General features: G+C 35.0%; 20 protein-coding genes. 8 read left to right on the forward strand and 12 right to left on the reverse strand.

Features of this window, described 5'->3' with window-relative positions:
* Positions 1-18: 18 nt before the first annotated feature.
* From AC4FRF_RS14750 to AC4FRF_RS14765, 4 genes are read right to left on the reverse strand one after another with little or no spacing between them, the layout of a single operon-like run.
* The gene (locus tag AC4FRF_RS14750) at positions 19-660 is read right to left on the reverse strand and encodes a Dph6-related ATP pyrophosphatase (RefSeq protein WP_491160547.1); all 642 of its coding nucleotides are present in this window, start codon (positions 658-660) and stop codon (positions 19-21) included.
* On the reverse strand, positions 657-1172 hold the full coding sequence (locus AC4FRF_RS14755) for a bifunctional adenosylcobinamide kinase/adenosylcobinamide-phosphate guanylyltransferase (protein WP_491160549.1): 516 nt from the start codon (positions 1170-1172) through the stop codon (positions 657-659). Before AC4FRF_RS14755 ends, AC4FRF_RS14750 begins: the two co-directional genes overlap by 4 nt.
* 44 nt (positions 1173-1216) lie before the next feature.
* Positions 1217-1579 carry a four helix bundle protein gene (locus AC4FRF_RS14760; RefSeq protein WP_491160551.1) on the reverse strand — a complete coding sequence of 121 codons (363 nt, stop codon included), beginning with the start codon at positions 1577-1579 and terminating at the stop codon, positions 1217-1219.
* Positions 1580-1614: 35 nt separating this feature from the next.
* Positions 1615-2001, reverse strand: a complete 387-nt coding sequence (locus tag AC4FRF_RS14765; protein ID WP_439228107.1) for a C1orf53 family protein — start codon at positions 1999-2001, stop codon at positions 1615-1617.
* Positions 2002-2072: 71 nt separating this feature from the next.
* Here AC4FRF_RS14765 and AC4FRF_RS14770 point away from each other — a divergent pair, with 71 nt between their 5' ends.
* From AC4FRF_RS14770 to AC4FRF_RS14785, 4 genes are all read left to right on the forward strand, one after another.
* A complete protein-coding gene (locus AC4FRF_RS14770; RefSeq protein ID WP_491160616.1) occupies positions 2073-3215 on the forward strand; it encodes an ABC transporter substrate-binding protein in 1143 nt (380 codons plus the stop codon).
* A gap of 6 nt (positions 3216-3221) precedes the next feature.
* Positions 3222-4253 (forward strand): iron chelate uptake ABC transporter family permease subunit, encoded by a 1032-nt coding sequence (locus AC4FRF_RS14775; protein ID WP_491160553.1) that lies wholly within the window; start codon positions 3222-3224, stop codon positions 4251-4253.
* A gap of 321 nt (positions 4254-4574) precedes the next feature.
* Complete coding sequence (gene lpdA, locus AC4FRF_RS14780; RefSeq protein ID WP_491160555.1) at positions 4575-5963, forward strand: dihydrolipoyl dehydrogenase; 1389 nt, start codon at positions 4575-4577, stop codon at positions 5961-5963.
* 451 nt (positions 5964-6414) lie between these two features.
* On the forward strand, positions 6415-7014 hold the full coding sequence (locus AC4FRF_RS14785) for a hypothetical protein (RefSeq protein ID WP_491160557.1): 600 nt from the start codon (positions 6415-6417) through the stop codon (positions 7012-7014).
* A gap of 211 nt (positions 7015-7225) precedes the next feature.
* On the opposite strand, the gene AC4FRF_RS14790 is transcribed toward AC4FRF_RS14785, so the two are convergent.
* Positions 7226-7771: a transposase gene (locus AC4FRF_RS14790; RefSeq protein ID WP_491160618.1), complete on the reverse strand. Its 546-nt coding sequence runs from the start codon at positions 7769-7771 to the stop codon at positions 7226-7228.
* Complete coding sequence (locus AC4FRF_RS14795) at positions 7659-8771, reverse strand: transposase (protein WP_491160559.1); 1113 nt, start codon at positions 8769-8771, stop codon at positions 7659-7661. Before AC4FRF_RS14795 ends, AC4FRF_RS14790 begins: the two co-directional genes overlap by 113 nt.
* 131 nt (positions 8772-8902) lie before the next feature.
* Here AC4FRF_RS14795 and AC4FRF_RS14800 point away from each other — a divergent pair, with 131 nt between their 5' ends.
* Together AC4FRF_RS14800 and AC4FRF_RS14805 are read left to right on the forward strand one after the other, a co-directional pair.
* Positions 8903-9403 (forward strand): hypothetical protein, encoded by a 501-nt coding sequence (locus tag AC4FRF_RS14800; RefSeq protein WP_491160561.1) that lies wholly within the window; start codon positions 8903-8905, stop codon positions 9401-9403.
* A 178-nt stretch (positions 9404-9581) separates the two neighbouring features.
* Positions 9582-10076 (forward strand): MepB family protein, encoded by a 495-nt coding sequence (locus AC4FRF_RS14805; protein WP_491160563.1) that lies wholly within the window; start codon positions 9582-9584, stop codon positions 10074-10076.
* A gap of 77 nt (positions 10077-10153) precedes the next feature.
* Here the strand turns inward: AC4FRF_RS14805 and AC4FRF_RS14810 are convergent, their stop codons facing one another.
* Positions 10154-11668 (reverse strand): hypothetical protein, encoded by a 1515-nt coding sequence (locus AC4FRF_RS14810; RefSeq protein WP_491160565.1) that lies wholly within the window; start codon positions 11666-11668, stop codon positions 10154-10156.
* 162 nt (positions 11669-11830) lie between these two features.
* Between AC4FRF_RS14810 and yiaA the strand changes: the two genes are divergently transcribed.
* Both yiaA and AC4FRF_RS14820 read left to right on the forward strand, forming a co-directional pair.
* Positions 11831-12322 carry an inner membrane protein YiaA gene (yiaA, locus tag AC4FRF_RS14815; protein ID WP_491160567.1) on the forward strand — a complete coding sequence of 164 codons (492 nt, stop codon included), beginning with the start codon at positions 11831-11833 and terminating at the stop codon, positions 12320-12322.
* Between the two features lie 322 nt (positions 12323-12644).
* The gene (locus AC4FRF_RS14820) at positions 12645-13496 is read left to right on the forward strand and encodes an SGNH/GDSL hydrolase family protein (RefSeq protein WP_491160569.1); all 852 of its coding nucleotides are present in this window, start codon (positions 12645-12647) and stop codon (positions 13494-13496) included.
* 91 nt (positions 13497-13587) lie between these two features.
* Here AC4FRF_RS14820 and AC4FRF_RS14825 read toward each other — a convergent pair whose 3' ends face one another.
* From AC4FRF_RS14825 to AC4FRF_RS14845, 5 genes are all read right to left on the reverse strand, one after another.
* On the reverse strand, positions 13588-14289 hold the full coding sequence (locus AC4FRF_RS14825; protein ID WP_491160571.1) for a sulfite exporter TauE/SafE family protein: 702 nt from the start codon (positions 14287-14289) through the stop codon (positions 13588-13590).
* 76 nt (positions 14290-14365) lie between these two features.
* The gene (locus AC4FRF_RS14830; RefSeq protein ID WP_491160620.1) at positions 14366-14815 is read right to left on the reverse strand and encodes a FixH family protein; all 450 of its coding nucleotides are present in this window, start codon (positions 14813-14815) and stop codon (positions 14366-14368) included.
* 134 nt (positions 14816-14949) lie between these two features.
* Complete coding sequence (ccoG, locus tag AC4FRF_RS14835) at positions 14950-16368, reverse strand: cytochrome c oxidase accessory protein CcoG (protein WP_491160573.1); 1419 nt, start codon at positions 16366-16368, stop codon at positions 14950-14952.
* A gap of 89 nt (positions 16369-16457) precedes the next feature.
* Entirely contained in the window at positions 16458-17366 is a 909-nt protein-coding gene (locus AC4FRF_RS14840) for a cbb3-type cytochrome c oxidase N-terminal domain-containing protein (RefSeq protein WP_491160575.1), read from the reverse strand.
* Positions 17367-17387: 21 nt separating this feature from the next.
* Entirely contained in the window at positions 17388-17561 is a 174-nt protein-coding gene (locus AC4FRF_RS14845) for a CcoQ/FixQ family Cbb3-type cytochrome c oxidase assembly chaperone (protein ID WP_491160577.1), read from the reverse strand.
* Positions 17562-17626 lie beyond the last annotated feature (65 nt).

The following is a 17626-nucleotide window of genomic DNA, read 5'->3' on the forward strand; positions in this document are numbered from 1 at the left end:
CTTTGTTATTGAAAACAATTATTCCCAAACTACAAAACAATAGTCATTATGCTCTACAGTTTTAAAAGTGGGCAGTGTTATTTTATCTGAAAACAAAGGACAATAAATTACCATGGTGTGAAATTCTCCATTTTCACCGCAAGGATCAATACCTTTAGCTGCTAATTCGAGCGCTAATTCTTTGGTTAGAATCTTTCCCAAATAAGACTCACCCATCATGGTATTACAGGAAACAATCATCGTTTCTATCCCGCTTTCAATCATTTCATTCACTAAAATAATGCGGTCTTGTTGCCATAAAGGCAAAATAGCTTCTAAATCAACCGCTTTACAAACTTTCTCTTCCCAATCTCTATGAGGCTGCAAATCGATATCGCCAAAAACGGCAGCATCCAACTCAAAATTGGCTTTCAACTTTTTTAAAATACCAATAAACTTTTCCTCATAATCGCCCCAAGTAGCAGGAACCGTTTCTATGGGCAATTGCATTTTTTGAGCTTGCTGATGCAAAATGGACAAAGGCAAACCATGCGAACGCGAAATCTTTCCGTTTTCATTCATCATGTTCAGTAAAACCTTTGGCTTCAATCCTTGCTTTACTGCCTGCATCATGGCATAACAGCTGTCTTTTCCACCAGACCATGAGGTTACAAAATTCATAATCCTCCTTTTATTGTAACTGGAATCCCAGAAACCATTAATACTACTTTATCGGCTTTTTGAGCTAAATATTGATTCATCCAACCTTGTAATTCGGTAAATTTTCGACCAATATGTGTATCAGCATGAACACCCATTCCTATTTCATTTGAAATAATGATAATAGTTGCATTGGGTTGATTGGCTACCGATTCAAATTCGGATTTGGCCTGAATCAAACTCAGTTCCACATCATTTTTTGTATCTACAAAAAAATTAGTCAGCCATAAAGTTACGCAATCAATCACAGCAACTTGTCCCGAAAAATCAATTTCACTGAGAAACTTTTCTTTTTCAATATTAATCCAACGTTCGTCTCTATCTTTTTGATGGCGGTCAATTCGCTTCTGGAAATCATCATCCCATTTTCGGGCTGTAGCCACATACATGGGTCGTTCTGATAATTCTTTGGCTAAATTTTCGGCATAACTACTCTTTCCGGAGCGTTCCCCACCTGTTATAAAGTAAATCATTTTAATTGTTAATGATAAATGGTTAATGATAAGTTTTTGAAATACTATTTGTTATTTATTTGTGCTTTTGAAGTTTTAAGAATACTTGTAATTAATTTCAAAATCTCAATTGCTTCTTCATGTATGCTCTTGTATTCTTTTTCATTCAAATAATTTGTAGCTTTTAATAGTTCCAACCAATAAACAACTTCATTAGCTTCTTTTTGTGCAATTCCAAACTTATGAATAAAATCCTGCTTACTCTCTGCATGTTCTGCTTCTCTAACCATTGCTCCAATACTAGTCCCGCAGCGTAATAATTGCTTTGAAAGAACAAATTCTTTTTTATCAGAACTTAAATATTGATGCAAATTCACTACTCGAACAGCAAAATTAAAACTCTTAATTTTTACCACATTTTCTCCCATAATTGACCATTTATAATTAACATTTAATAATTATTTTAATACGGACAATGACGGCAACCATTGCCACAACAATTCCCTCTTTTGAGATGAAACCAGGCTTTGAAAACATAATTTCCGTTTTCCAGATAGTAATCAATTCCTTCTATTAAATGAGTCGTTTTGGGTAAATCTTTGGCTTTGTTATCTAATGCATTTTCCGGTGAAACCGTAGTTATGTATTCCTCAATTTTAAGCGAACAGCTCTTTTTAAAACAATTGGGACAAAGACAATCTCCTTCTTCGGAAAAATTAAAAATGGGTGGAAAATCATTGCACCAACATTTCTTCTGTTCCGAAATATCTCCGCAATCAAAGGAAGTTCCACAACCGGAACAGCGTTTTAGCTTTATAGTATTCATGAGGTAAAGATACCATTTGTTCATTTTTTTATCCTAAAAAATAAACAGTAATTTTTACAATTTCATATACCTTTGCTTGCAAATAAATTTTGATGATGAATTCTTTTTATAATAAAATCCTGTTTATAATATTCTTTTTAAGTTTTACCGCTTGCAAACAGAATGAAAAAACAACCTCTGTTTCAGCAGCAACTGAAAAAAATGAAATTGAATATTCGACGAATCTTTCTATCCATAAATACGATGGTTATTCGATAGTTAAAATTTTAAACCCCTGGCCGGATGCCAATAAAGATTTTGTGTACATCCTGAAAGAAAAAAACACAGCCGTTCCAGACAGTTTACAAAAGTATACCCAAATCACAGTTCCTCTGAAATCCATTGTAGTGACTTCAACAACTAATATTCCGTTTTTAGAAATGCTGGGAGTTGAAAAATCCTTAGCGGGATTTCCCCATACCGATTATGTTTCTTCTGAAAAAACCCGTAAATTAATTGATGCCGGAATTGTTAAAAACGTGGGACAAAACGAACGCCTAAACATGGAAAAGCTGATTGATTTAGCTCCTGAAGCTATTATAACTTTTGGTATCGACAATAACAATCCGATGATTGCCAATTTAGAAAAAAATGGTTTAAAAGTACTCATTCAGGCCGATTGGATGGAGCAATCGCCACTGGGAAAAGCCGAATGGATTAAACTTTATGCTGCTCTATTTGGCAAAGAAAAAGAAGGCAAAATACTATTTAACAATATTGTAAAAAGTTATAACGATGCCTTGCAATTAGTTGCCAGTGAAAAAGCTGAAAAAACAGTTCTATACGGTTCAATGTACCAAAATCAATGGTATGTTGCCAAAGGAAACAGCTGGGTAGCGCAATTTATGAAAGACGCCAAATCCAATTATTTATGGGCGGATACAAAAGGAAGCGGAAGCTTAGGACTATCATTTGAAAATATATTAGAGAAAGCCAAAAATGCTGATATCTGGATAGCCACAGGCTCATTTAAAAACACAAAAGAATTAGGTGACAGCAATCCGCATTACAGTCAGTTTGATGCTTTTGTTACTAAAAACGTTTATACCTTTGAAAGCAAATTAGGAGCCACAGGAGGAACAATTTACTATGAATTAGCCCCTAGCCGACCTGATTTAGTTTTGAAAGATTATATCAAAATTTTTCATCCTGATTTACTTCCGGACTACCATTTTACATTTGTACAAAAACTAAATTAGTCTGACTTGAAAAATCAAAAAAGAAATACTATTTTATTCTTATACCTGATAGCAGGGCTGCTTTTTTTGTTTTTTGCAAACATTAGTCTGGGATCTGTAACGATTCCGTTCAAAGAAATTTTTCAGAGTTTAACTGGCGGACAAGCCAGTAAATCTACCTGGGAATACATTATTATCAATTATCGTTTACCTAAAGCTATTACAGTCGTGCTGGTGGGAACCGGACTTTCAATAAGTGGTTTATTGATGCAAACCTTATTTAGAAATCCTTTAGCAGGACCTTATGTTTTAGGATTGAGTTCCGGGGCAAGTTTGGGAGTTGCTTTTGTGATTTTGGGTGCGGGCTTACTTCCCGTTTTTTTACAGCAAATAGTGCTCTCGTCCTACGGAATTGTTTTAGCTTCAACACTGGGGAGTTCCTTTGTATTATTAGCCGTTTTACTGGTCTCAGTTCGTTTACGCGACACCATGAGTATTCTGATTGTAGGCTTAATGTTTGGCAGTTTAAGCACAGCCATCGTAGGAACATTAAGTTATTTTAGTACTGCCGAACAATTGCAGAAATTTACCTTCTGGTCTTTAGGAAATTTAGGAAACCTTTCTTGGACATCCATTAGCATTTTAGCCCTTTGTGTATCTGTTGGTTTATTATTGACTTTAGGCAGTATTAAATCACTGAATGCCTTGCTTCTTGGCGAAAATTATGCCCGGAGTCTGGGCATGAACTACAAGAAATCCCGATTGATTATTATTCTGGCCACCAGTATTTTATCAGGAAGCATTACTGCTTTTACGGGGCCTATTGCTTTTATAGGTCTGGCAGTTCCTCATATTGCCAAATTGGTTTTCCAAACCAGTAATCACAAGATTTTATTCTGGAGCAGTCTCCTTTTTGGTGCTGTTATCATGTTAATCTGTGACACTATCTCACAGGTTCCGGGTGGTGAAATTACTTTACCTATTAATGCGGTAACTTCTATTTTTGGTGCGCCAATAGTGATTTGGTTGTTGCTCAGAAAGCAAAAAATGATTGGTTAGTTATAAATTATAATTTTGAAACGAACAGAAACAATAACATTGACGGATTCCTAAAAATATATAAGAAACCGAATCTATTTTGTTAGATTTTGAAAAATCAGGGTTTATAAACCGTATTCTGTTAATATTTTGTGCTTTTGGGAGTTTTAAAAACAGAATAAATCCTTAAATTCGCAGTCTCAATTAATTTAGAAATACATACAAGGTGAAAACTGCTTGTACAAATTTCATTTTGGACAACGTAAAAAAATAAATTAGAATAAAAAGGCTTGAGCTTGCTCATTGCATTTCAACAATAAAAAAACAAATAAATACATAGAAATGAAATACGACGTTATTGTTTTAGGAAGTGGTCCTGGCGGATATGTAACTGCCATTAGAGCATCACAATTAGGCTTTAAAGTAGCCGTAGTTGAAAAAGAAAACTTAGGTGGAGTTTGTTTGAACTGGGGTTGTATCCCAACGAAAGCCTTACTTAAATCAGCTCAAGTTTTTGATTATCTAAAACACGCTTCCGATTACGGATTGACGGTTTCTGAATTTGATAAAGATTTCCCTGCTGTGGTTCAGCGTAGCCGTAATGTTGCCGAAGGAATGAGCAAAGGAGTTACTTTCCTAATGAAGAAAAACAAAATTGACGTTATTAATGGTTTTGGAAAACTAAAACCAGGTAAAAAAATTGACGTTACTGACAAAGACAATAAAGTTACTGAATACAGTGCAGATCATATTATCATTGCTACAGGTGCCCGCTCTCGTGAGTTGCCTAACTTACCTCAAGATGGTGTAAAAGTAATTGGTTACCGTCAGGCAATGACTTTACCGGAACAACCTAAAAAGATGATTATCGTTGGTTCAGGAGCAATCGGAGTGGAATTTGCTCACTTCTACAACTCAATGGGAACTGATGTTACTATCGTTGAATTTATGCCAAACGTAGTTCCTGTGGAAGACGAAGATATCTCAAAAGAATTTGAAAAATCTTTGAAAAAATCTGGAATCACTGTAATGACAAATTCTTCTGTGGAGAAAATCGACACTAAAGGAAACGGAGTTAAAGCATTTGTAAAAACAGCTAAAGGAGAAATTGAACTTGAAGCTGACATCCTGCTTTCTGCTGTTGGAATTAAAACCAACATCGAAAACATCGGTTTAGAAGAAGTAGGAATTGCTACTGACAGAGATAAAATCTTAGTAAACGCTTATAACGCAACAAATATTCCTGGTTACTACGCTATTGGTGATGTAACTCCGGGGCAGGCATTGGCTCACGTAGCTTCTGCTGAAGGAATTAACTGTGTGGAGAAAATTGCAGGAATGCACGTAGAACCAATTGATTACGGAAACGTTCCTGGTTGTACTTATGCTACTCCTGAGATTGCTTCTGTAGGTTTAACTGAAAAAGCAGCCAGAGAAAAAGGATACGATTTAAAAATTGGTAAATTCCCATTCATCGCATCTGGAAAAGCAAAAGCTTCAGGAAATGCAGACGGATTTGTAAAAGTAATCTTTGATGCTAAATACGGAGAATGGTTAGGATGTCACATGATTGGTGCCGGAGTTACTGATATGATTGCTGAAGCAGTTGTAGCCCGTAAACTGGAAACTACAGGTCATGAAATCCTGAAATCGATCCATCCACACCCTACCATGAGTGAAGCTGTGATGGAAGCAGTTGCCGCTGCTTACGGTGAAGTAATCCACATTTAGTCATTGCGAAGGACGGGCGCCATCTCATCCTAATAATTATAGAAATCCGATTGGTACAAAAACCAATCGGATTTTTTTTATTCTGAACTTGTTTCAGAATCTCTTTTTTTGGGCGTGCCCCTGCTTCCACTCCGTTCCTGCAGGGTCGGGCTGTAGGCTCCCGCTTCCCGATGAAAAATCGGGAGAGCTCCGCTGCCATCCCTCACGCAAACGCTGCTACAAGAAAAATTTTGTTTTCAAAATAAATTATTTTGTAAGAATATTTAAATATATTTGAAAATAATAAAAGCGAAATAAACCTTCGCCAATCTACCCGATTTTGGGTGCATATACGAAGGTTTGTTTCGCCTATATACTAGTTAGGCACAATTATAAGACAGACACCATAACAATGAACATTGCTTATACGACAAGAAATTTCCACCCTGACGAGTTGCGAATATTAAAGACATTGAAAACGCAGAAAGAAAAGGAAACAAGTAGTAAAATTAAGTTCTATCATTTTCTTATTGCTGGACTTTTAGGAACTGGTTTGACATATATTACGACTATAATTCCAGACAGTTTTTGGACGTTTCTTTTCGGGACAATTGCTGTTTTCGCCTTTTCGTTTATTGTTTTTGGGCCTTACGAAATCTACAAACAGAAAAACAGACATAAATTATTTTTACGACAACTAAGTTCAGCTATAGAGAAAGGGACGGTTGACACTTGCCTAGTTAACACCAAACGTATTGCAATAGCACCAGAATATGAAGATGAAAGCGACTTGTATATTGTTGAGCTTAACGACAACGAAGTTTTATATCTGTGGGACACTGAATACAATCTAAATAAAAAGTTCCCTTGCTTAGACTTTGAAATATACGAGGACAGCTTTTTCAAACTCGTTGGCAGACAGATTTACCCGTTAAGTGAAAAAGTTCAGCCAGTGAAAATTGACAAGAAAGCAAAATGGAATTTTATGAAAACATATGGAGCATCGGGACATTTAGAAACGGAAAAAATAAACTTTGACGAACTACTACAGAAATATAATAACTGTGCCTAACAGCACCTACCCAAAAGTGGCGGTTCAGTGGTTAAACCATGCTTTGTGCTTCTATCAAAGTTTCTTCTTTGTTGACAGTGAAGTGCTTCTAAATCGCCACCTTCGGGTAGCTGCAAACCGTCAGGCTGTGAAAAAACCTCGTTTTTTCTTTTAAATCTCCCCATTTTCATAATCTACAACCCAAATAAAGCCTTTTTAGAAGGCTGTTTTTTTAGGCAGCAAATGGAGTTTGACTATCAATCAAGTCTAATTTTAGCTTTAAATAAGCCGTTTTTATAAAAACAAAACCATTTGTTGGGTATTTGGCATTCCAACTCTTGATTTTGGCTATTAAATCAGGCACGCCCAAGATATTAATACTGCGTTTAATATTATACACTAGCATAATCAGGCTGTGTTCTCCGTTTACTTTTTCCAGTCCTATTAAATTGGTATGGTTGTATCCCCATTGCCTTTTTATGGTACCAAAAATGTGTTCGTTGATCTCCTGCCTTTTGCGGTATAATTGTTGGTTTTCCTGATAGCGTTTGTTGTTTTCTTCCACTGCATCGGCATACTGGCTGCGGTCTATTTCCCTACCGCCTTTTCTACTGGTACAAAGTTCTTTTACCGGACATTCCTTGCAGGCTGGGGTTCGGTATTTTTTAAATTGATATCCGCTGTTTTCGGTTCGACCTGTTTTTTTTATGCCAACTTCCTGTTGTGGTAAGGATTGCTCCTTGCGGACAGGTGTAAGTGTCGTCCTCTTTGTTGTAATGGAACTTTGATACTAAATACTCGGGTTGTGTGCCGTTTTCGTTGCTCTTGCCTTGTTCCTGATGGGCTACAATGGTGGTGATGTTTTGTGCTTTACATTGGGTGATTTCTCGTCCGTTATGATAACCTTTGTCTACCAAGGCGGTGTAGCTGTCTATCTCCAAATTCTCTTTTGCCTCAACGGCAATAGCCGACAAAGCATTGCGATCATTGCGATTGATCGTGTGAGTAGCAACTACTAAATTGTGTTTAGCATCCACCGCAGCCTGAATATTGTAACTTACTTCAACTACCTGACCTTGTACCAGTAAAGCTCTGGCATCTTCATCAGTAGTACTTATCTGTGGTTCGCCACTTTCTCTTAGCTTTTCTTCCAGGAGTTCGTAGCGGATTTTATTGGTTTTTAATCGTTCTATTTTTTCTTGGATTTTGTTAATACTAACACTAGAATCGTTTTGATCGTTTTGAGCTAACTCGCTTAAATACTCTTGTGTCTTTTCCTCAATATAAGCCAAATGTTGGTCTATTTTCTTTTGACTGAAATTGGCTTTTTTGCTATTATGGGCACGACTCTTTGTACCATCGATGGCAATGATTTCTCCTGCAATCAAATCGGCATCTTTAAGGAAAGAAACAAAGAGTTTGAACAACTTTTTCAATCCCGATGGATTATCCTTCCTAAAATCAGAAATACTATGATAATTGGGGACAATGCCACACAATAGCCATTGTAATTCGATATTGCGAATGCATTCTTTTTCGAGTTTACGCGAACTTCTGATTCCGTTTAAATAGCCGTATAAATAGATTTTAAGGAATACTTTGATATCGAAGCTAGGACGACCTTCGCTTTTTATTGTTTTAGCTATAAAACCTAGCTTTTCAAGTGAAATATTTTCAACAAAGGCTTCAATAAAACGAACAGGATTATCGAGAAAAATTCTGTCTTCTAGACTGCTGATTTGTAACTGTTGGCGGGAGATTCCTGAAATGTGTTGCATCTTTAAATATACAACTTTTCTTCTTTTTATTAAATTCTTTTTCCTACTTTTGATCAACAACAAACGGAAGTTTTTTCACAGACTGACGTTATAAGGCAGTTTAGAGAACAGAAAAAACGAAAATAAATAATATGAAAAAAGGTCTTTTAATTTTTATTTTATTACAAAGCCTAAATGTATTTTGTCAAGATAGTTTGGAAATTAATAAAAATTGGACGAAATTAAAACAACAACTAAAGTTGCGAACGGAAATTACTTTGGAAATAACTAAACAACTTCAGAAGTCGAAAAAGATTGACAAAGTAGAATTAAAAAATACCGAACTTTATGCACAAGAATTAAAACTTGTTTGTGAAGACAATATCTTAAATAAAAGTAAAGTAGATTTAACCAAAGAAAAGAATGGAAAATTAACTACATTGCTAACTCACACTTTAGTTAATTTAGAATTTGACACTAAACTTAAAAACAAAGAAGAAACGCAATCGCTAATTGACCAATTACTTATGATTGAAACACAACTTTGTATTGAAACTAATAAGTATAATAAAAGTTGTAAAGAATATAGTAAAGAAGAATTAATTTTCGACATTCACTGTGAAAATGAACCTCCAAAATTAACAAAAGAATAAAAACCATCTGCTAACACACGCTACAACGGATTTTGACATTGGGCTTAATGGAAAAATTGGTTTGTATTTGGAAGATTGGGCAAATTTGCAAATAAGGCTTTATTTAGTCCCAAACCCGCTATTGTTACGATACCATAAAATTAAATAAACACTTTAAAGACTAAGCCAGCTTAAACAAATGGACAGCAACCTCATCCAAATCGAAACCGAAATCTATAGTAAATGTGGACTAGTCATTTCTGCCTTTAGAATCGAAGCCGAAAGCAAAGAATATTATGCCTGCCAATTTCAACTTAATGGTCGTAGTATAATAAGTCGTAACTCTAAAATAACACCCACTAAAACAGGACAATTTGTAACTTTCTGGAAACGGAATCCCAACGGTCCAATAGAACCTTTTTACGAAACAGATTCCATTGATTTCTTTGTGGTGAACCTGAGAACGGATAACAAATTGGGGCAATTTGTTTTCCCAAAATCAGTCCTTATCGAAAAAGGTATTCTTTCTACAGCTAAAAAAGAAGGAAAAAGAGCATTTCGCGTTTATGCCAGTTGGGACATTGCTACAAACAAACAGGCTGTACAAGCTCAAAAATGGCAACTGAATTACTTTTTTGAATTAGGTAGCACAAGCAGTCTTGAAAAAGCTACGGCATTGTACAACGGCAATTAAACCTGATTGCTTGGATAGCACTTATCAAAATATATCTTTCACGAGGTCTTCAACAGACTCAAACTGACTTTTGGGTTTTATTTAAATTCCGTTTTATCATTCGGCATGGAGAGCAACTTGACATGATGGAGACAGCTGGAATAAACATCAGCCTTATCCATTTTGGCTTTAAGCCAAGCATAAAAACTAATAGTAAACACATCGGTATCTTTGCTGCTTAAGCTCAACAAATTAGCTACTTTATGCCTAAACTTCTCCGAATGCACATCCTCTGTTTTATAATAAAAAATGCGCATTAGTTTTATAAAATCCAAAACTACATGTTCGTTATGTTCTTGCAAACGGCTGTAATATTTCCTTTTAAAACTATTTAATCTTGACTCTAGCAAATCCAAATAGTCCAATTCTATGAGCAACATAATTTCAATAAGATTTTTTTGAATTACCCATATATAGCCCATTTTATCACTATACCATTGCTCCGTATGGTAAAAATCTTGAAGCGTTTTAAAAGCTTCTTTGTATTTGTTTTGAAAAAACAAGGCTACCACCAATGTTAACTTTACATCTAGTGCATAATCGGATTTGTTTTTATACTTGTCAAAATTAAATTGCCCTAACTGTGTTACGGCTTCGTCGTTGTTTCCTGTATAAATACGCAATAAATTTTGCAACAACACATATTGCGGATAAAATAAAGCTTCGTATTTATTGTTTTCTAAATTCAGATGCTCACACATACTTTCTAAATAAGTTGCCGAAAGTTCAAAATTTTTAATCCTAAAATACATATTAGCCAGATAATACAAAACCTGTAAATGATCGTGTAAATACTTGTTTTTAGTACGTTCGCCTGCTTCAATTTTCTGGCAAGCATCTTCTATAAAAGGCAAAAAAGCTTGGTAATCTCTGGTAACATAAGCCACCTGATTGGTAATTTGTAAAATTTTAAAAAGCGACTGGTAACTTAAATTTTTAGTGATGGAGATATTAAATCGGACTAAGTTTCTATTGATAATATCTGAAATACTTAAACTATTCCCGTTTAACGCTGCTTGAATACTGGCATAGAACAAATTCAGGTTTTCTTCCTGACGGATACTGCTTTTATTTTTCTGGTATTTTTTTATTATTTCATCTAAATCTAAAGTAGGATTCAAATGTGCCTGCAAGAGTTGGGTTTGATAGATTTCATTTAGAATATTAAACAAGGCATTTTTACGGGCTATTAATTCGGCTTTTACCAAAGTTTTAAAGCCTAATTGAGCTTGTTTTTGCTGAAAAAAGATTCTGCTTGCCAACAACAATTTCAATGCAGTCATTTCTTCAGAGGATTCCTTATCAAAACTCTTAGTTGCAATAAAATCAATCAACAAATCGTGTAAGCGTTTGCAAAGCGCGTGATAGGCGCCTTTTGACGGTTTCCCATATAAAGCCACATCTATAGACAAAGGCAAACTTGGAGCATCCAAAAGCTTAAATAAAGTGATGTTCTTAGTATCGAATCTTTTGTTTCGCTCTTTTAAGTTTCGTACAAACTCTTTTTTATCTTCTTCAGATAAACTGGCTACAATAGCATGCAAAGTACTCATTTATATCGTAAGTTATTTTATTCAAATATAGCTATTTTAGTAAGTTTACATATAAAATAAAAAATTTATATCGTAAGTAATATTAAAATATTAGTTTCTTCATTTTGGCTATTTTCTACAATTTTGTCCCATATAAATCATTAACCAATTAAATTTTATTTTATGGACATCAATTTCAAATCTGACACTACATTAGAAAAACAAGCAGCAAAAACATCAAAAAAGAAAACAGTTCCTGTTTTTGATCAAAAACCTACACCTGCTTTTATAGGCGCTTCGTGGATGTGCCTTTTCATTGGTATACTATCGTACTGCATAGGATTATGGAATTCAGACATGCAATTAAACGAAAGAGGCTATTACTTTACCATCTTACTTTTTGGATTATTCTCGGCTATATCCGTACAAAAAAGTGTACGTGACCGACTGGAAGGTATCGAAGTAACAGATTTGTATTACGGCATCAGTTGGTTTTCGGCCTTAAGCGCTATTGTTTTATTAATCATCGGATTGTGGAACGCTAACTTATTATTGAGTGAAAAAGGATTTTATGGTATAGCCTACCTTTTAAGTCTATATGCTTCTATTGCGGTTCAAAAAAACACCAGAGACATTAGCTATATAGAAAACCATGAAATCACAACAAAAGACTAAAAGCATTTCTACAGAAACCAGAACATCATAAATTCCACCTCATTTTCCCTATATAAATTCCTTTTTTACGGGCTATTTTATAGGGAAAATTGTTTTTATAGCAATCCAGCCGCTTTACTTTTTATTTAGTGGTTTTATTTTTTTTAGAAAAAAAATTGAAGCTAAATTTTAGAATTCAGAAGTAATTCAACCAATTAAAACAGCTAATATGCAATTCATTCGTTAGCATTTTTTATATATTTGCTAGTAAGACCATAGCGGTCTCCCTGTATTTAATTTCCAAAAATCTCAAACTGGATTAAAAAAAAAAACACCTAATTTCATGAAACACCTAATTGCAACTAGCTACATCTTTTTATTGATGTTTGGTTTTAAAGGATTAGCACAACAAACAGTAGTTGCGCCTAAAGTAATCGTAACTGAAGCTGAAAAAACACTAAACTCACAATGGCAAGGCAAACAAGTAGCTTTTTTAGGAGACTCCATGACCGACAAACGTCGAGTGGGAACTACTTATGTTTATTGGGAATATTTAACGGAATTATTAGGAATCGAACCTTTTGTGTACGGTATCAGCGGTAATCAATGGAATCACATTTACAAACAAGCTGAAAAATTAAAAGTTGAAAAAGGAACCGATCTTGATGCTATCATCATTTTTGCAGGAACAAATGACTACATGCACGGTACACCAATTGGGGAATTCTTTACTGAAACTACCAAGCAAACTAATTTTAATGGTAAGGAAGTGACGCGCAAATACCGTACTCCAATACTAAATGACTCCACTTTTTGCGGAAGAATCAACAAGGCGATGTCTTACTTAAAAAACAATTTTCCACAACAACAAATTGTTATCATGACGCCTATTCACAGGGGATATGCTAAATTTAATGATAAAAACATACAACCAGACGAAAACTTCTGCAACGAGCAGGGTTTGTATATCGATAGTTATATTGAAGTACTAAAACAGGCGGCTTCCTATTGGGCAGTTCCGTTAATCGATTTGTATTCTACAAGTGGTTTGTTTCCAATGGCTGAATCACATTTGCAATACTTTCATAACAAAGACACTGATAGACTGCATCCTAACGCACTGGGAGATTATCGTCTAGCAAAAACCATTCAGTACCAACTTTTGGCTTTACCTTCAGACTTTGTAAAAGAATAAATTAAAAAAAACACCTTCCTAAAAAAAGCGGTTTCATTAGTAATGAAACCGCTTTTGCATCTAAAAACTATTTAAAACTAAAATCTATTTTCTAATGACAATTCGGATTTGCCTGAACAAACAAACTCATGGTAGATGGCGAAACATAAGGAATCCCTAAGCCTAATCCTCTTAGAATAAACAATACTCCTATCAGCATTACCACATAAGGAATCGCTTTTTGAATGCGGTTACGAACACCGAGTGACAAAAATGATTTAAGGTATAATACACTACTCATTAAGGGTACTGTTCCTAATCCAAATAAAACCATATACAAAACGCCTAAACTACTACTCTGCATGGCAATTGCGCCAAATAAAGCCACATAAACCATTCCGCAAGGCAAAAAGCCGTTTAACAATCCAATCGTAAAAAGGGATTGATAGCTTTTCTTCTTAAACTGATTCCCCAAAGCCTGTTTTACTTTTGAAATCAATCGGAAAACCGGTTTAGAAAAATTATAACGGGCAAATGTTTTCTCAGGAATAACAATCGCTACAATCATTAAAATACCAATGAAAATTGACAACTTTTGTTGCATACCTGCCATAAAAAAACCTTTACCTAACAAGCCAAAAACAAAACCAATACTGGCATAAGCAGTAAGTCTCCCTAAATGATAGGTAATAATCTGTGTTACTTTTTTAGCGGGATTACTTTGATCTACAGGCAACATCATAGCGATAGGACCGCACATTCCAATGCAGTGAAAGCTACTTAGTAATCCGAATATCAAAGCGGTGTAAAGCATTTTTATTGAAGTTATGGGTTATGAGTTATGAGTTGTGGGTTACTTTCATAACTTCTAACTCTTAACTCCTAACTTTTTATTGAATATAAATCGGTTCCTTGGTCAGGTATTTTTTACCATCATATTGCCATTCCATATTAATGTCCCATTGACCGCCTACCAATTTTGATTTAGGTATGAGCAAAGTTGGATTAGACAACGAAATCGGAGTATCGAAATCTAATTTTTTGTTAGACGGTCTGTAGAGGGACACTGTTCCTGTAATTTGGTTAGCATTAAACTCCTGAGGGAATTCAATAGTAATTCCCTCACTTGTGTTGGTTATGATTGGTTTGTGATTTAAATCCTGTGCATTTTGAACACGATCCATTTCTTCCTGGAAACGGGCATCATGCTTGTAATATTCTTCGACCACTAATTCATTATCGTATTTAGAATTAGATTGTACTTTAATGACGAAGTACAAAATAAAACTTATAAATAATGCTATGGCTATTACCAGTCCTGTTCCCCAATTGATTTTAATCCCCCTAGCCCCCAAAGGGGGAACTCCCACTGAAGTATTCAAATCTTTTAAATTGTTTGTTTTCATATTTTCTATTTATTAAAATATAATGCTTCTATTCACTATACATATTCCCCCTTTGGAGATTAGGAGAATTAATCAAAACTTCTCGGACTCAAAAAACTAGTCGTAGTGGTTTCTATTTTTTTATCGCCGTTGTAGACTTCTATTTTTAATTTGGTTTTATCGCTTTCCAGCAAATATTTATTGATTTCAACAAATAAGGTTCCGCTGCTCATCCCCTGTTTAGGAACTTTGATAATTTGCTTTCCAACCAATTTCAAATCTCCTTTGATATTTTTCAACTTAAAATGAAGCGCATTGAAATCATCATTGGTTTTATTAATAATTTTATACGTAAACACATTACTGATGTTTTCTTCTTTGTGTTGATACAACTGTCCTGGTAATCTTAAAATAAGTGCCTCAACATCGGTTCGTAAAAACAACAGCCCAATTAGCATTCCCACTAAAATGGTCAGAACAGCGGTGTAGCCTTTCATTCTGGTAGTGAATTTAAAAGGCGCTTTTTTCTCAATTTCATCCTCAGAAGCATAGCGAATCAAACCTTTTGGCAAACCTACACTTTCCATAATGCTGTCGCATTCGTCAATACAGGCGGTGCAATTCACACACTCTAATTGTGTTCCGTTTCGGATATCAATTCCGGTTGGACACACATTCACACATTGATGGCAATCAATACAATCTCCTTTTCCGGTTAATGCACGATCTTCTTTTTTATTGAATTTAGCCCGTCCGGTTTCTTTTTCCCCACGTACAAAATCATAGGCTACATTAATCGATTTATTGTCTAAAAGTACCCCTTGTAATCTGCCGTAAGGACAGGCAATAATACACACCTGCTCTCTGAACCAAACAAATATAAAATAGAAAACCCCTGTAAATATGGACATCGCAATCAGCGTGCTGAGATGTTCCGCCGGACCATCTTCAATCATGGCTATCAATTCGTCACTTCCTATCAAATAAGCCAGAAAAACATTGGCTATTGCAAAAGAGATTATCAAAAACGCAGTCCACTTCAAGCCTTTTTTTCTGATTTTCTCGGCATTCCATTCCTGTTTGGCTAATCGCATCTGAGCGCCTCTGTCGCCTTCTATCCAAAATTCGATTCGTCTGAAAACCATTTCCAGGAAAATAGTTTGCGGGCAAATCCATCCACAAAAGATACGTCCGAAAATAACCGTAAACAAAATCACGAACACCACTCCTATAATCATAAAGAGTACAAAGAGATAGAAATCCTGTGGCCAAAATGGAAATCCGAAAATATTAAATCGACGTTCTAAGATGTTGAACATCATGAACTGATTCCCATTTACTTTTATAAACGGATTAGCAACCAGAATCAACAACAATACATAACTAACTGCTTTTCGATAGTTGTACAATTTCCCCGAAGGCTTTTTAGGATAAATAAATTTCCTTTTCCCCTCATTGTCAATCGTTCCAATAGTATCTCTAAAAGCTTCGTTTGGTATTTTTGACATTTTTTGTTTCTTTTTGAACCATCAAGAAATCAAGTAAGCTTTTTACCAAATCTCAGGCTACTTAATCTCTCAATGGTATATCATTTTTATTATTTTGCAGCTGTAACAGGAGCTTCCACTTCTTCTTTCCAAATTTCGCCATCTGGTGCTTTTGGATCTTTTGGATTACTACCTCTCAAAGACAAAACATAACTGGCTACTTTTTGAATATCCTTTGGTTTCATCCCATTGGTTTTCCAGGAAACCATTCCTTTTCCATCACGCCCACCGTTAGTAATAGTGTGAAACACATTTTTGATTCCTCCTCCTAAAATCCAATGATCATCTGTTAAGTTTGGTCCAATTTGTCCTCCGGCATCCGCTCTGTGACAGGCAGCACAATTATTAGCAAAAATTTCTTTTCCCTGTGCCAATGAAGCTTCATCTGTAAGCAGTGTAACTGTTTTTTCGTCCATCAAATCAGGCGCATTTTTCATGTATTCCTCTACATCAATTTTAGCCTGAGCCAATTCTTTTTTCAACTCCATTTCCTGATTATCAGCTCCTAAAATTTCAAAACGAACTAAGTAAATGGCAGCAAATACAATACAGGCATAGAAAGAATACACCCACCATGGTGGTAAATTATTATCTAACTCCTTGATACCATCATAATCATGATTCAGTAGCAAACTACCTTCTTCTTCAATAGGAACCGTCTTCGTTAATTTTTTCATCAGGTTTTTAAACCAGGCTGATTCTTTTAACGGTTTTTGCTCCTCGGCTGCTAATCGGGCTTTTTCTTCCTCAGGCAACAATTGGTACACAATATTGTCGGCGGCACTTATAACCATTTCTATTGCTATTAAAAGCAATAAAACAACCAATAAGATTACGTCAACCATTGGGTATTTTATAAAGGCGGCCCTATCCCCAGAGTCTATAAAGTATTCTATGGCACCAAATATGATGAAGAAAAATACTGGTACTCTTACATATGCTGGAATTAATTTTTTCATTTTACAAATTTTGAAATTATACTACAAACTATCTTTCAAAGGGATCTGACTCAATTCCTTAATTTTTTCTTTTTTATACGAGAAAACCCAAAGCCCTAATCCCACGAAGAAGAAAAAGAAAATCAATAACGATACTATTGGATAAACCGCAACTCCTGCGATAGTTTCCATATTGTGCTTTATTTGTTCAAACATATTTTTTCTTTTTAAGTTGTGAAGGTTCTAAGTTGCTGAGATTCTAAGTTTTTTTTGTATTTCTA

It is taken from the genome of Flavobacterium sp. ST-158 (genome assembly GCF_058309975.1).